Source organism: Clostridium nitrophenolicum (genome assembly GCF_055391695.1).
Window position 1 is genome coordinate 245,649 of record NZ_AP042469.1, and the last position, 15,941, is coordinate 261,589.

Genomic DNA, 15,941 nt, shown 5'->3' on the forward strand with positions numbered 1-15,941 from the left:
GGGGGGAAGGCTATGAATAAGAATAGAATAAAGATTTCACTGTGTTTAGCGGGAATAGTTGCTTGTGTTTATACTACTTCTGTTATGGCAGGACCAGTACAATATCAGGATACAAACACAATGTTCAATAAGGTTTTTGCAGCAAACATACAGGATACAACAGATATAAAATTTGCAGATAAAAACTTAGACAAAGCTGTAAGAGAGATGATTAACAAACTGGAAGGAAAGATAACCAAGGATGATTTATATGGAATAACTAAATTAGACTTGAGGAATAAGAAGATAAGCAATATTTCCGGATTAGAGTTTATGGAAAACCTACAAGTTTTAGACCTAAGCAATAATGAAATAGAAGACTTAACTCCACTTAAAAATTTAACTAATCTAGCTAAGGTTAACTTGAGCAAGAATAAAATATCTGATTTAAAGCCACTAGAGAAATTAACAAAAGTTGAAAAGCTAAACCTAAAAGATAACAAAATAAAAAATGTAGAGGCATTAGGAAAGCTTAAATCATTAGTTGAACTAGATTTAAGCAAAAATGAAATAGATAACCCTAAGTATTTAAAGGATTTAAAAAAGTTAAAGACCTTAAACTTAGCAGATAACAACGTAGAGGATACTGAAAAGCTCAAGGATATAACAAGTGTTGATACTCTAATATTAAGCAAAAATAAAATAGATGATGTAGAAGATATTTCTAATTTGAAGAATCTAACAGTGTTATATTTAGATGAAAATCCTATAAATGAGATAGGAACATTAAAGGATTTAAAAAAGCTTAAGAAATTAAATTTAGATAAAGACAAAATAGATGATTTAAAAGAACTTAAAAAATTTGCATCACTTCAATGGGTAAGATATAGAAACAAAGAGGTATTTGATTTAACTCAATTAAATGATTTGATTGAGGACCCTAATGTTATAGTAACCTTTAAAGATAAAAATCTTGAAAAAGAAGTTAGAGACAAGATAGAAAAACCTACTGGGGATATAAGAAAAGGGGAATTAGAAAGGGTAACAGAACTCAACTTATGGAATAAGGGAATATCAGATTTATCTGGTATTGAGAATTTAACAGATTTAAAGGTTTTAAATATAGGCAAAAATAGTATTTCAGATTTAAGCTGTATAAAGGATTTAGTAAGTTTAGAAAATCTATATATTACTAAAACCGATGTGAGCAGTTTAGAAGCGGTTAAAGGGTTAAGCAACTTAACTAGTATTGTAGCGAACAATACAAGTATATCAGATTTAACTCCACTTAAGGATTTAGTTAATTTAAAGAATTTATCCTTTGGTGAAGCTAATATATCATCCTTAGCAGGAATTGAGAATTTAGTTAATTTGGAATCACTTGACGTAAACAAAAATCATCTTGCTAAAATTGATGAAGTTAAAGCGCTAAATAACCTTACTACTTTAAATATTAATGAAAACAGCATAACTGATTTAAGTTCAGTAGCAGGACTTACAGAGCTTGAAAGAATATATGTAAATAAGAATGGTATAAGTAGTCTAGAAGCATTAAAGGATTTAAAAGAACTTAAGTGGATTTCAGCTAGTGAAAATAATTTAACAACTCTTTCTGGTATAGAAGGTTCAACTAAATTAAAAGAAGTACGTTTAGATAAAAATCACATATCAGATTTAAGTGCTCTTGGAAATTTAAAAGATATAGAAACTCTTAGTTTAAGAACTAACAATGTAAGTGATTTAGGTAGTTTGAGTAAGTTAACTTCTATGAAGAATTTATACTTAAATGAGAACAACATTGGAACTATTCAATCTCTTGCTGATATGAAAGACTTAGTTAGATTATATGTAGATAAAAATAATTTAACTGACATAGGAGTAGTTAGTGGAATGAAGGACCTTCAGACACTATCCTTTGGCAAAAATATGGTTTCAGACTTATCACCTGCAGGAGGCTTAAGTAAACTTGAGACTTTAGATGCTAGTGATAACTATGTAACTAATATAAGTCCTGTTGCTGGATTACCTAAACTTAAAGATTTAATGATAACAAATGATAAGGTTTCAGATGAACAAATAAATTCACTTCCATCTTCAGTTACAGTAACCAAGTAAACAAGCTAGGGACAGTTCGCAAATTTTCATCTTTAGACATGCTGGGGACAGTTCACAATTTTTCATCAATCCTTGATTAAGGATTGATGAAAAATTGTGAACTGTCCCTTACTTAATTTCAAGCTATCCTCTATTTTTAGAAATTAAGCTTGTGTTAATAAAATCTTAAGAATTAATTTATGAAAAATTTAGGAATTCAAATTATAATTGTAAATGTAGAAATATATTTGAACTTATGATAAAATTGTTTCATAATTGAACTATTTTTCTATGAAAGGAAATGTAATGAGTGACAAGGAAATATATGAGATTGCCCATGAATTAATGAAAATCCTTAAGCTGCTAAAGAAAAAAGCAAGCGGTAGCGTTAATTGCAAAGGGTTAAATATATCTTCCTATATGATATTACATCTATTAAAGGAAGAACCTAAGAAAACTTTAACTGAAATTAGCGAAAATCTAGGGCTCCCCAATAGTACTGCATCTGTATTAGTGGATAAGCTTGTGAAAGAAGGTCTTGTAGATAGAGTTCGGGATAGCGCTGATAGAAGAAAAGTTATTATATGTTTAACTGACCAAGCGCTGCAACAGGAAAAAGAGATAAAGGATGCACATATAAAAAGCTTTAGTAAACTTTTGAACTATGCTAATAGTAATGAACTGGATGATATTCTAAATGGATTAAAGATTTTATCAAGGGTAATAGAGGGGGAGGATGCTAAAGGAAGACTTGCATAAATAGTTTAGAATTTCTTCGCTTTTACAAGCGAAAAATTAATGGTAGTTAGCTACCTTATAAGAAATATAAGTTTGGTAGAAGGGGAAAGAGTATGGGATTAAAAGCAAAATTAAGTAAAATTAAGTTTAATAAAAAAATAATTATTATAAGTGTTGTTGCACTAGCTATTGTTGGTATAGGAGTATCATCATATGCTAAGGCACAGAAAGCCAAGGTTAAACAGGTAACTATGGCTAAGGTTACAAAGAAGAAAGTCCTACAATCTGTATCTGCAACTGGAAATGTAGAAGCAAAATATAGAAATGATATAGCATTAAATCCTGCACAGAAGGTTGTGAAGGCTTTAGTAACTGAAGGCCAACAGGTGAAAAAGGGAGATGTATTAGTAGAGCTAGATACTTCTGACTATGAAAGTCAGCTTGAAAAGGCAAAACTAAGTTTAGCTAATGCACAAGCTACATTAAACCAATTGACTAAAACAGGATTAGAGTCAGAAAGAAGTAACGCTCAAAATGGGCTATCACAAGCACAGATAACTTTGGAAAATGCACAGAGAAATTATGAGGATTTAAATAAAAAATATCAACAAAGTCAAGATCTATTCAAACAAGGATACATATCACAAAATGATTTTGATACTTCTAAAAAAGCTTTTGAGGATGCAGCTAATGCTGTTAAAGCAGCTCAATCTGGATTAACAAGTTCACAAACCGCATTTAACAATGTCAATTCATCTAGTGGGGACAAAGTAACTGCTCAAAAAACTCAAGTTGCTTTAGCACAGGCGGATATAGATAATTTGACTAAAAAGATAGAAGATAGCAAACTAAAAGCAAATACCGATGGAATAGTAATAAGAATGGATGCAAAAGAAAACCAGTTTCCTAAAGCTGGAGACATGGTTATAGTAGATGATAATTCATCATTTAGAGTATCTCTTGATATGACACAGTATGATTCGGTAAAGGTTGCTAAAGGGCAAAAGGCAGATATAAAAGTAAAAGGTTCAGATAAAAAATATACTGGTCAAGTAACCGATATAGGAGAAATAGCACAAACAAAGACTAATGGCACAGATCAAGATTATAAGGTTAATATTAAAGTAACTATGGACAATCCTGATGAAAATGTAAAAGCTGGATATGAAGCAGATTCAGAAATAATAATAAGCCAGAAGGATAATGCACTTGCAATAGGCTTTGACGGTATTAAAGAAGAAAAATCTACAGGCAAAAAATATGTTTATTTAGTGAACAGCAGCAACAAAGTTGAGAAAAAATACATAAAAGCTGGTCTTGAGACAGATTATGATGTAGAGATTATAGATGGACTTAAAGACGGAGATAAATATATTGTAAACCCTCCTGAGACTATTCATGAAGGTGATGTAGTTGCAGAAGCAGCAAACAAAAATGGGGGGACTAAAAAGTGATAATTAAGCTTGAAAATCTCGTTAAAGTGTACGATACTGGTGCAATCCAGTTAAAAGCCTTAAAAGGTGTTAATCTTGAAATAGAGGAAAAAGAATACGTAGCTATAATGGGTGCTTCTGGTTCAGGTAAATCTACATTAATGAATGTACTAGGTTGTTTAGACAAGCTTACTGATGGCAAGTATTATTTAGACAGTGTTGATATATCATCTCTTGATGACAACAGCATTGCAGCAATAAGAAACAAAAAGATAGGCTTTGTATTCCAGGCATTCAATCTTCTGCCAAAGCTTACCGCTTTGGCTAATGTTGAATTACCAATGATGTATGCAGGAGTGCCGAAGCCAGAGAGAGAAAGAAGGGCTAAAATAGCTTTAGGCAGAGTAGGACTCGCTGATAGAGTTCACCATAAACCAAATGAGTTATCTGGAGGTCAGAAGCAAAGAGTAGCTATAGCAAGGTCTCTTGTAAATGATCCAGCAATAATACTTGCGGATGAGCCTACAGGAAATTTAGATAGCACATCAAGCGAAGAAATAATGGGTATATTTCAGGAGCTTAATGATGAAGGAGTAACTATAGTTATGGTTACCCACGAGCCAGATATAGCTCAGCATACTAAGAGGGCTATTATGTTCAGAGATGGAAATATAATTTCAGATAATCAAGTAGATAACAGAACCATAGTCAGGGGGGATAGCTAATGAACGTAGCAGAAAGTTTTCAATCTGCACTGCAGAGTGTAAGATCTAATAAACTGAGATCCTTCTTAACTATGCTTGGTATAATCATAGGAATATCTTCAGTAATTACAATAGTATCTATAGGTGATGGAGCAAAACAATATATTACAGGTCAGTTTGAGAGTATTGGAACAAATTTAGTTAATCTTAAGATGAATTCTACTACTGATGATATAGAAAAGAGAGATTATTATACCTTAGATGATATACAACTTCTAAAAGAAAAAATACCTGAAGTTACCTCTGTCGTAGCTGATATTGGTGGTTCTGGTAATTTAAAAACGGAGAATAATAAATCAAAGCGTATGAGCGTTGTTGGTACAACTGCTGACTCAATGAAGCTTTACAGCATAAAAATTATAAAAGGAAGATATTTAAATGAAACAGATATAAATGCAGTAAAAAATGTGGCTGCAATAGATGATAAAACTGCTGTAAAACTTTTTGGAGATACTGATGTGGTAGGGAAAAGAGCTAAATTGAGTATGGGGGATAAAACTATCAATGTAAATATCATAGGGGTATTCCAAGATACAAATGCATCTCTTGGTGGACCTTCTGGAGATAATGCACCTGGCTTTATGGTGCTTCCTATAAGTATAGGGGATAAAATATTTAAGTATACTGATATAAGCAGGATGGCAGTAACACTTTCAGATATGAAGAATGCCGACCAAATAAGTGCTAAAATGATAAGAATTATTGAAAATAAACACCAAAATAAAGGTAAATATTCTGCTGAGCAAGGTTTTAAAGAATTAGATACTATAAACAAAGTGTTAAATATGTTAACCTTAGGACTTGGAGCTATAGCGGCTATATCACTATTAGTTGGTGGCATAGGAGTTATGAATATAATGCTTGTATCTGTTACAGAAAGAACTAGAGAAATAGGTATAAGGAAAGCCATAGGAGCAAAGACAAAGGATATTAAGATACAGTTTTTAATGGAGTCTGTAATATTATGTTTAATAGGAGGAACTATCGGAACTATAATTGGTATATCCTTAGGTAAGGTTGCTAGCTCCTTTATGCATGTAGATATTCCGGTGTCAATTAGAGTAATATTGATAGCCTTTGGGTTCTCGTCAGCAGTTGGTATTTTCTTTGGATTATATCCTGCAAGTAAGGCAGCGAAACTTGATCCTATTGAAGCATTAAGATATGAATAGTTAAGTTGGGGACAGTTCGCAATTTTTCATCGTTGTTTAATCTAAGTAGTGTACAAGTTAGGGACAGTTCACAATTTTTAATCTAATTTAGTAATTAGGTTAAAAATTGTGAACTGTCCCTGGATAAATGAGAGGAGGAAGTAGTGTGAAAAAAATTAAGGTTTTAGTAATGGCAGTATTGATGGTAGTTTCTTCTAGCAGCGCAGCTTTTGCGCAGGGAAATGTTTTTGATGTAGACGCAGCTATAAATTCAGCTCTTAAAAATTCTTATAGTATTAAGATGCAAAACTATAGTGTAGAAAGTGCTCAGAATGGAGTTGATAAAGCTCAAGATGCTGCTGATAAGGCAAGTGAAACACTAGCAATAAATGATAGTATGATGGATCTTAAAGGTAAAGAGAATAAAACTGAAGATGAAAAAAAATCATTAGAGAGGTTTGTGCCTTTAAATGATGATCAAAGATATGAGCTTACAAAAACTAAGGAATTAGGACCGTTAGAAGCTAAATATCAGCTGACAGTGGCTACAAATAACAAAGAAGTTGCAGAGAATACTCTTAAATTGAATATATATAGCCAATATAGCATCCTTATGAATTTAAAAGATTCAATGGACCTTGAACAAAACAAAGTAGATAACTTATTAGCTACTTATAAAAAGGCACAGCTTCAAATGGAGCTTGGAAGTATATCTAAAATTGATGCGAAAAAGAGTGAGGCAAGTTATGTAAGTGAAAAGCCTGTGTTAACTAAATTTCAGAGAAATATGGAAACATCACAGATGACTATGAATCAAGTTATAGGCGAGGATATATATAAAACCTATGATAGTTTTCCAAAGGATATAATTTTAGATACACCTAAAATTAAAACACTAGATGAATATTTAATTGATGCATTTAAAAATAGAGTGGAGATTGTAAATACTGAAGGAAACTTAAATCTAAAAAAAGCTGCATACGAACTGGCTAATAAAGAGTATCCTAATGAAAGTGAAAAAAACAATCAAAGTGCTAAATACGACATAGATGAAGCTCAAAATAATCTAGACATGTTAAAGTTAAATGTTCAACAGGAAATAACTGATAGTTATAATGAGCTGACTAAAAAGGCGAAGACTATTGAATATTCACAAAAAGCTTTTAATATAGCTAAGAAAAACTACGATGAGTCTTTAATAAGATATAATTTAGGAATGATAAGTAAAATAGATCTAAACTCCAGTGAGATAACCTATAAGCAAGCAGAAAATACTTTAAAAAGTTTAGAAAGAGATTTATGGTTAGCTCAATTAAAAATGGAATACCAGTGTGGAAAAGGAATTACAGCAGCAACTTCCTAAGCAGCATGAATTCAAAAAATATAGATGGAAACGGGTAAATAAAAAATTAAGGAGGAAAAACAATGAAAAAAATAATAACTCTTGTAACAGGTATAGCAATAATGTTTGGTACATCAACAGTATGCTTTGCTGATGCACCATCAAATGGAAGTAATCAAGCTAATCAAACAAGCAATATTCAGGTGCTTCCGCAGGTAGGAGTACAGGTAGGAAATACTTTAACATTAAGTTTAGATAATTGTCTTAATGTTATTGAAAAAGTAAACCCTAGTATAAAAATATCCGATGCAAAGATAAAAATACTAAAAAATCAATATGATTATGATAAGTCAAAGTCTATATGCCCTGATAGTGATGATGAAAGCAGTGTAGGATATAACATTCAGGCCTCATATAATTGGAAAAAGAGCGAAAATGATTTAAATAATGAGAAGCAGGATAGAGATGACAAACTAAAATCACTTAAAGTTGACCTTCAAAAACAATACTTTGGTGCGTTGGCTGATGAGAAAGATATAGAAAGCATACATGCAGCAATGGCTAACTTGGATAAAGATATAGAAAGAACAGATGCAAAGGTAAAACTTGGGTTAATTGACTCTACACAGTTAGATACTATTAAAGCAAAGAAAAGTGATTTACAATCTAAACTAAACAGTCTTCAAGGGAGCTTGGAGTCAGAACAATTAAAAATCAAGCAATATCTTAACATAGATTTAAACAAGGAAATTAGTCTATCACCTGCAAATAAAGAGCTTGTTAAATTTGATGAAAATGGCATAGATTTGAGAATAAAGAATGCTGTAAATAAAAATCACGACTTGGAAAAGGAAGAAAATAGTATATCTCTACTCAAATCTTTAAAAGGAATATATATGTCCTACGATACTATGAATGCTGCTAATACTGTAAGAGGTTATGATATAAATATTAACCAGGCCCAGGATAAACTTGCTAATGATAAGATTTCTACACAAATAAAAATATTACAATCATATTATGATTTGAAAAATAAGGATGAAATTGTACAAGCAGAAAAACTAAATTTAGACGTTGCAGAAGACAATTTTAACACTATAGAAATTAAGTTCAAATCAGGAATGGTAGATGCTATTGAAAGGGAAAATACTAGGATTGCTTTTGAACAACAAAAAAATAAATATCAAAGAGCGGTTAACGACTATATGGTAACTGCAGAGAGCTTTAAAAATTTACTAGTAGAGTAATAACTATGGGCAGTTCAGTATCTAGGCATTTTGTATGTCGAGAAACTATGACTGCCTTCTTACTTTGAATTTGTTTTTACTTTAGATTTGAGATAAATCCAATATATAATAACTTTGTATGGAATTAAATTTGATTTTATAACTCTGTTATGATATATTTATTTAGAATTATATAAATGGACAAGTGTACATATTTATCGGAGATATCATTGATATAATTAATATTATATTACACATAATTTTACGTAGTTAATATATGTCAGTATTTAAAACTTGGAGGTATACCATGAAAAAGGAAATTCAAACCAATGAGTCGAATAATGTTGAAAAATTAGTTGATAGTAGATCAGAAGTTTCCACAATACTTTCGCTTTTAGAAAGAGATAAAGCAGTAATTTCTGAAGTGCAAAAAGAAGTTTTAGAAGAAGAGATAGGAGAATTACCGGCTATAAAAGAAGGCGATATAAATGTTACTGGAGTGTATGCCTATGATCAAGGAGAAAATATAGAAGTTAAAGTTTTTGTAAGAAACGGCTTATCTAAAAATGTTAACTTTGAAAATATACCTTTTATAATTGTTAACTCCAAAGGTGAGGTTTTAGCTCGTCAAATGTTTAACATGAAGGAGTTAGGAGAAATACCAGCTTATTCAGCAAGACCAGTTAAACTTTATTTTGATAAAAATAATGTATATGTTGATAAAATTCCTATGGATGATTGGAGTATTACTTTTGGTCCAAGGTTACAGATAGAAGAGAATGTGACTATAGAATATGAAAATTTACCAGATAAAACTGAATTAGAGGACAGAGTGGTTTTTGATAAATTTTTATCTGAACAACCTCAACTAAAAGCTGGAGAGTTCAGTATTTCTACTTTCAGTGTAGGAATTCAAAAAGATGGAACTATACTTGTAACAGTAGTAATGAGAAATGGGGCAGATGAGTCAGTAAATATAGAAAAAGTTCCAGTAACAGTGAAAGATGCTGAAGGAAATGTAGTAAAATCTAATTTATTTGAGCTAGATAATTTTACAGTAAGCCCATTTAAGGCAAAAGTTTGCAGTTTTGCTTTCCCAACTGGAGTTCAATTACAAGAAGACACTTCTTTAAATGATTGGAAGGTTCAGTTTAATCTGCAAGAGTTAGCTAAGCCAGCTGCTGAAAATATAGAATAATAATGTATAGTGACATCCTGAGAGTAGTTTTTCAGGATGTTTTTTGTAGTTTAAATTATAAGTAACTAATGAATGCATATATCGGTCATTAGTCTTTATTTATTTAAATATTAAATGAAAATATTTAAATAGGTTGTTTTTTTATTCCTTATTTATATGATACTATATTTATAGAGATTTTAGATGTCTGCTTAAGGAGGGTGTAATGGGAAAGAGAGAAAATAAAAAGACAAAGAGGGTATTACTGATTATAATTCTAGGGATAATTATTGCTTGTGGTGTATTCTTTAAACTCATAACGTGGAATTCAGAATATACTGCTCCAAGTGCAAAGTTATCTCAAGAATTTATAGCCAATGTGGTAAAGTCTCAAAGTACTGGAATATTAGAATTAAACAATGAAGACTTAAATTCGATAATAAAGATTTATATTGATAAGAAAAACTACGGGAATTTAAATATCAAAGCTGTTCACGGAGAAATAGCGGACAAGGAATTAAATTTTTACATTCCCTTTAGTTATAAGGGAGTAGATTTTCTTTTTTCATCAAAAGGTACTTTAACCTTTAAGGATAATAAGGTGAAGTATAACCCAGAAAAACTTTATGTTGGGAAGGTGCCTATACCAAGAGAGTATGTTTTAAATAAGCTTAGTGGTTTATTGCATGGAGGCATTTCTGTGGAGGATTCTAATATATGTTTAGATGCAAGTGTGATACCACTAAAAGTAAATAACGTCTATGTAAAAGATAGCAAGATTGTTCTTGAAGTTAAAAAATTTGATACTACCTATAATAGCAAGTTGAAATTTTTAGAAGAGTTACTTAAGTATATTCATTAATATATTGATTAGTTAAATTCGAACAACATACAGCCAAAAGGCTGTTTTTGTTTTAGTTTTAATATGTTAAAATATAAATAGTAAATTTTAGCATATATTTAATTTTAAACTTATGGGGGAAGTATGGGAAGCATTATAGAATTAGAAAATATAAATAAGATATACGGGAAATCCATTAAAACTCAAGTACTTTATGATGTAAATTTATCCTTTGAAGAAGGGTCATTTAATTCTATAATAGGATCTTCAGGTAGTGGCAAAACTACTCTGTTAAATATAATGGGTACTTTAGATAGGCCTACTAGTGGACAAGTATATATTGATAATAAAAGAATAGATGGTATGAGTAGAGCTGCATTAGCTTCTCTTAGGAATAGAAAAATAGGATTTATATTTCAATTTCACTATCTGCTACCGGAATTTAATGCCATAGAGAATGTGCTTATGCCTCATACAATAAAGAAATTTTTTTATGGGAAAAAAATTCGTGAAAAGGGTGAAGAACTTCTGAATTTGGTAGGATTATCTGAATTTAAGAATAAAAAAGTTTGCGATCTATCAGGAGGTCAACAGCAAAGAGTTGCAATTGCTAGAGCCCTTATGAACGAACCTAAAATTATATTGGCTGACGAACCAACAGGGAATTTAGATTCCAAATCTGCTAAGGCTGTATACGATGTATTTAGAGAGATAAACAAAAGATTTAAAACTACTTTTATAATTATAACTCATGATGATAGGATAGCTAAAGAAGCAGATAGAATAATAAAAATAAGGGATGGTATGGTTTCTGACATAAATTATGCTAATGAAAGGAAATAGATAATGTTTGCATCACTAAAGATAGCATGGAGGTTCCTAAAAGATAGTAAGGCACAAACTATGATTATAATATTAGGAATAGCTATAGGGGTATCCGTCCAAATATTTATTGGACTTCTAAGCAAAGGACTTGAAACTACATTATTGAACAAGTTCATAGGTAACTCACCACATATAACAGTATATTTTGCCAAGGGAGGAATGGAAGAATGGCAAAGTAAAAAGATCAAAATAAAAGCTGTGAGCAAGGATATAGATGTAGTGTCTCCCGTAGCTGAACAACAAGCTTTTATAAAGCTCACAGATATAAAAGAACCTGCTAGAATAAGAGGATTTATACCTGAGGATCTTAATAAGTTATATGGTATTAAAAGTAAAATTTATGAAGGCAAAATGATAGAAAGTAACGGACAAGCATTAATTGGTAGAGAGCTTAAAGAAAGGCTTGATTTAAAACTAGGAGATAAACTTAACATAGTAACAATAGATAAAAGGAATATTGAGCTTACAATAGTGGGTTTTTATGACTTGGAATCAGCAGGACTAAATAGATTTTGGATCTTTACAGATTTAAAAACTGCCCAAGATTTAATAGGCTTTGGCGATAAGATTACCTCTATAGAGATTGGCGTTGTAAACCCATATTTAGCGGATAGTCTATCGAAAAAGGTTAGCGCCTCTCTTAATGATAAGGATTTAAAAGTACAAAATTGGAAAGATGAGAATAAACTTTTACTCAGTGGAATAATAGGACAAAAGATATGTACTGTAATAATCCAGTTTTTTGTTCTTCTGGCGGCTGTGCTAAGCATAGTAAGTGTGCTTGGTATAACTGTAACCCAAAAGTATAAGCAAATAGGTATATTAAAGGCTATGGGAATAAGAGATGGTTCTGCTGCATTTATATTTTTAATGCAGGCCTTTATTTTAGGGGTTATAGGGACTGTGTTAGGAGCAGAACTTGCCATGATGTACATAAAAGGCTTTAATACATATATAGTAACAGCGGAAGGAAAGCCTGTAGTAGATATTATTATAGATAATAAGTTTATAATTGTTTCTGCTTTAATTGATATAGCAGCCTCAACCTTAGCTGCATTTTTACCTGCTGTAAAAACTTATAGATTAAGCCCTGTTGAGATAATAAAAAATGGAAACTAGGATTGAATAAGAAATAAATTAATAAAAAAGAAAAAATATTAAACCTAAAAAGGTAGAACAGTAAAGGTGATAAAATATGATAGATTTACATAGTCATATATTACCGGGCATAGATGATGGAGCAAAGGAAATGGCCGTAACCATGGAAATGCTGCAAATTGCAGTTAAGGATGGTACAAAGAAGATTGCAGCCACTCCTCATTTTTATACAGGTTACTATGAAAATATCTATGAAGATGTGTATAAGCTTGTAAAGGAAATTAACGTTAAGGCCAAAGAAAAAGGAATAGATATAGATGTAGTTCCAGGACAAGAGATATTTTTGGACAAACATACATTAGAGTTCTACAAAGGTGGAGTTATAAAGGGAATAGGTGAAACAAGATATATGCTAATAGAACTTTCAATGGAAAGAATGCCTAAGGATGCCTTGGATATTATATATGAGCTTAGAATAGAAGGAGTAGTTCCTATAATTGCTCATCCAGAAAGATATAATTATATAATAGAACAACCTTCTAGAATAAATGAATTCATAGCAGAAGGTTGTCTTTTTCAAATAAATTCAGGAAGTATTAGTGGTATGTTTGGTAAGAGAATACAAAAAATCTCTCAAATGTTTATTCAGCATGGAGTATGTGATTTTATAGCCTCAGATGCTCATTCTAGTGGCATGAGATCACCAAAAATGAAAGAAACTTTAGAACAGGTGGAAAGCTTAAATCATGTTTTATATGAAAATGTCATGGATAATGCTGAAAAGCTCTTAAATAACTCTGAAATATATTCAAGAGCGGAAAAAATTAAAGAAAAAAAAGGATTATTTAGTTTTTTCAAGAGATAGAGAATTAAAAACAGTTAAGATAATTGGCGAAGGAAGTAGAAGTACATTTGGAAGTTAAAGAACTTTCAAATGTATTTTTTTTGTAAAATTTATATTAATACATAAAGAATTTTTTGAAAATAATAATATAAGAGTGTAAAAGAAATTTACAATATTACTAGAAGAAATTATAATGTTATTAAGAACTAAACGTTATCAGATTTACTAATTGAGAGATGAAAGCTAAAAGGACGGTACGTTATATTTGCTGACAACATAAGGGATGTGACAATATAGTTAAAAAAATGTCATTATATACCTTAATTTGCAAAGACTACATAGCGAATACATATTAAGTAGTTTTAAAGTGAGGTGATAATGGTGTTTTTATTTAAGAGATCTCTTGAAGAACGAGTAGAAAAAGCTAAAAAAAATAAAGAAGAATTGAATAAATTAATTGAAATATATAAACCTTTTATAGCTAGTACTATTCAGAAAAAAACAGGAAGATTTCTGCGATATGGATATGATGATGAACTTACCATTGGTATGATGGCATTTAAAGAAGCTGTAGACTCATATGATAAAAATAAAGGAAAATTTTTAAGCTTTGCTAAAATGGTCATTAATCTTAGATGTATAGATTATTATAGGAAAAATGAAAAACACAAAGAAATGGTGTATTTGGAAGGACTTTATGAATCGGAAAATGAAGTAGCATGTAGTCAGATAGAAAATAAGGCAATTGAAGAATATCAAAATCAAGAAGAAAATAAAATGAGAAAATTGGAAATTCAAGAATACGAGAAGGAATTAAAAAAATGGGGAATTGAATTTTGGGAGTTGGTACAAGCTTCACCAAAGCAACAAAAGCTTAAAAATCTTTATAAAGAAGTTGCTCAATTTATTGTACGTGAATCAGATATATTAGATAACTTAGTAAGTACAAAAAGATTACCGATAAAAGAAATACAGAAAAATATTCCTATTCATCGTAAAAAAATAGAGAGAGGGCGAATTTATATTATAGCATTGGTAATTGTGCTAATCGGGGATTATAAATTTATACGAGAGTACATAGAGTGAAGGTGAAAGTATGAAAGGAATAGTATTACAACGGTTAAAGGATAAAATTATTGTATTAACGAAAGATGGAGATTTTATAGAAATAGATAAGCCTGATGATTTTGTAGATATTGGAGAAGAAATTGTAATTAATAGGCCAGAAAAAGATAAAAAACTAATTTTTAGACGTTTTATCTATGCTGCAGCTGTATTTTTAATGTTTTTTATAGGAGGTTATGGTGCATATGGTTATTATACACCTAAAGGATATGTAAATGTAGATATCAATCCAAGCATTGAAATTGCTTATAATTCATATGGAAAACCTATAAAACTGCGAGCCTTGAATGAGGATGGAAATAAGGTTATTAAAAAGGTAGATAAGTCTCATCTCAAATCCGTAGATATTGTAATTAATGAAATTATTAAAATATCTGAAGAAGAGAGGTTTATCTCAAAGGAAAAGGAAAATACAATTATAATAACTGTAACGGAATTGGATAAGAAAATCGATGATCAAAATTTAGAAAAAGCAGTAGATAATTATATTAAAGAAAGTAAAATAACGGCAAAAATAATTCTTTTAAAAGGAAACAAAAAAATATATGAAAAGGCTAAAGAGCAGAGCATATCTCCTTGTAAACTTATTTTAATAGATCAGGCCAAAGAAAAAAGTTCAGGAAATGAATTAAATGATATTGATAAAAAATCTGTAAAAGAAATTATAAATATAATAAATGAAGAAGAACATAAATCTAATGAATTGCAAAAAGAAAAAACAGATAAAATAAAATCAAATGCAGATCAAAAAATAAGTATGGAAAAAGAAGAGGGTAAGTCTGACAATACACAATATGCAAAGAAAGAAAATGATACATCAAAAGAGAAAATAAAAGAATATAAAAATCAGCAAAAAGAAAAAGACAAAGAATATAAAAATCAGCAAAAAGAAAAAGAAAAAGAAAATAAAGAAAAAGCAAAAGAACAAGAAAAAGAAAATAAGGAAAAAGCAAAAGAACAAGAAAAAGAAAATAAAGAAAAAGATAAAGAACAAAAAAAGAACAACATAAAAAATAAAAAAGATTTTACATAGAATTTTGTGAAACTGAATTAATACCAAGCTACTCTAAGCCTTATGTCTGATATAAATTATTTATCATGCATAAGGCTTGGAGTTTTTTTTATATTATCCCACTAATTTAACATTAATATACGAATTTATATAATAAATGGTAATGTAATTTAGTCCAACGGCAAAAAAGCACCTTTAATCTTGTATTTTGTAAGTGCACTCATAACAGAAA

Annotated in this window: 14 protein-coding genes; all 14 read left to right on the forward strand. The window is 30.3% G+C overall.

The window, feature by feature from the left end:
* The first annotated feature begins 12 nt into the window (after positions 1 to 12).
* The 14 genes from ACZ5N4_RS01145 to ACZ5N4_RS01210 all read left to right on the forward strand — a co-directional run bounded on the left by ACZ5N4_RS01145 (position 13) and on the right by ACZ5N4_RS01210 (position 15,730).
* Positions 13 to 2,094: a leucine-rich repeat domain-containing protein gene (locus ACZ5N4_RS01145; RefSeq protein ID WP_464206410.1), complete on the forward strand. Its 2,082-nt coding sequence runs from the start codon at positions 13 to 15 to the stop codon at positions 2,092 to 2,094.
* Between the two features lie 270 nt (positions 2,095 to 2,364).
* Positions 2,365 to 2,832 carry a MarR family winged helix-turn-helix transcriptional regulator gene (locus ACZ5N4_RS01150; RefSeq protein ID WP_464206412.1) on the forward strand — a complete coding sequence of 156 codons (468 nt, stop codon included), beginning with the start codon at positions 2,365 to 2,367 and terminating at the stop codon, positions 2,830 to 2,832.
* Between the two features lie 92 nt (positions 2,833 to 2,924).
* Positions 2,925 to 4,265, forward strand: a complete 1,341-nt coding sequence (locus ACZ5N4_RS01155) for an efflux RND transporter periplasmic adaptor subunit (RefSeq protein ID WP_464206414.1) — start codon at positions 2,925 to 2,927, stop codon at positions 4,263 to 4,265.
* Positions 4,262 to 4,969, forward strand: a complete 708-nt coding sequence (locus ACZ5N4_RS01160; protein ID WP_464206416.1) for an ABC transporter ATP-binding protein — start codon at positions 4,262 to 4,264, stop codon at positions 4,967 to 4,969. Before ACZ5N4_RS01155 ends, ACZ5N4_RS01160 begins: the two co-directional genes overlap by 4 nt.
* A complete protein-coding gene (locus tag ACZ5N4_RS01165; protein WP_464206420.1) occupies positions 4,969 to 6,180 on the forward strand; it encodes an ABC transporter permease in 1,212 nt (403 codons plus the stop codon). Before ACZ5N4_RS01160 ends, ACZ5N4_RS01165 begins: the two co-directional genes overlap by 1 nt.
* A 145-nt stretch (positions 6,181 to 6,325) precedes the next feature.
* On the forward strand, positions 6,326 to 7,522 hold the full coding sequence (locus tag ACZ5N4_RS01170) for a TolC family protein (protein ID WP_464206422.1): 1,197 nt from the start codon (positions 6,326 to 6,328) through the stop codon (positions 7,520 to 7,522).
* 62 nt (positions 7,523 to 7,584) lie between these two features.
* Positions 7,585 to 8,748 (forward strand): TolC family protein, encoded by a 1,164-nt coding sequence (locus tag ACZ5N4_RS01175; protein ID WP_464206424.1) that lies wholly within the window; start codon positions 7,585 to 7,587, stop codon positions 8,746 to 8,748.
* Positions 8,749 to 9,034: 286 nt separating this feature from the next.
* Entirely contained in the window at positions 9,035 to 9,925 is an 891-nt protein-coding gene (locus ACZ5N4_RS01180) for an SLAP domain-containing protein (protein WP_464206426.1), read from the forward strand.
* 205 nt (positions 9,926 to 10,130) lie between these two features.
* Entirely contained in the window at positions 10,131 to 10,766 is a 636-nt protein-coding gene (locus tag ACZ5N4_RS01185) for a hypothetical protein (RefSeq protein WP_464206428.1), read from the forward strand.
* A 123-nt stretch (positions 10,767 to 10,889) separates the two neighbouring features.
* Entirely contained in the window at positions 10,890 to 11,588 is a 699-nt protein-coding gene (locus ACZ5N4_RS01190; protein WP_464206430.1) for an ABC transporter ATP-binding protein, read from the forward strand.
* 3 nt (positions 11,589 to 11,591) lie between these two features.
* Positions 11,592 to 12,749, forward strand: a complete 1,158-nt coding sequence (locus ACZ5N4_RS01195; RefSeq protein WP_464206432.1) for an ABC transporter permease — start codon at positions 11,592 to 11,594, stop codon at positions 12,747 to 12,749.
* A 76-nt stretch (positions 12,750 to 12,825) separates the two neighbouring features.
* On the forward strand, positions 12,826 to 13,593 hold the full coding sequence (locus ACZ5N4_RS01200) for a tyrosine-protein phosphatase (protein WP_464206434.1): 768 nt from the start codon (positions 12,826 to 12,828) through the stop codon (positions 13,591 to 13,593).
* Positions 13,594 to 13,950: 357 nt separating this feature from the next.
* The gene (gene sigI / locus ACZ5N4_RS01205) at positions 13,951 to 14,658 is read left to right on the forward strand and encodes an RNA polymerase sigma-I factor (protein WP_464206436.1); all 708 of its coding nucleotides are present in this window, start codon (positions 13,951 to 13,953) and stop codon (positions 14,656 to 14,658) included.
* A 10-nt stretch (positions 14,659 to 14,668) separates the two neighbouring features.
* The gene (locus ACZ5N4_RS01210) at positions 14,669 to 15,730 is read left to right on the forward strand and encodes an anti-sigma factor domain-containing protein (protein WP_464206438.1); all 1,062 of its coding nucleotides are present in this window, start codon (positions 14,669 to 14,671) and stop codon (positions 15,728 to 15,730) included.
* Positions 15,731 to 15,941: the final 211 nt, after the last annotated feature.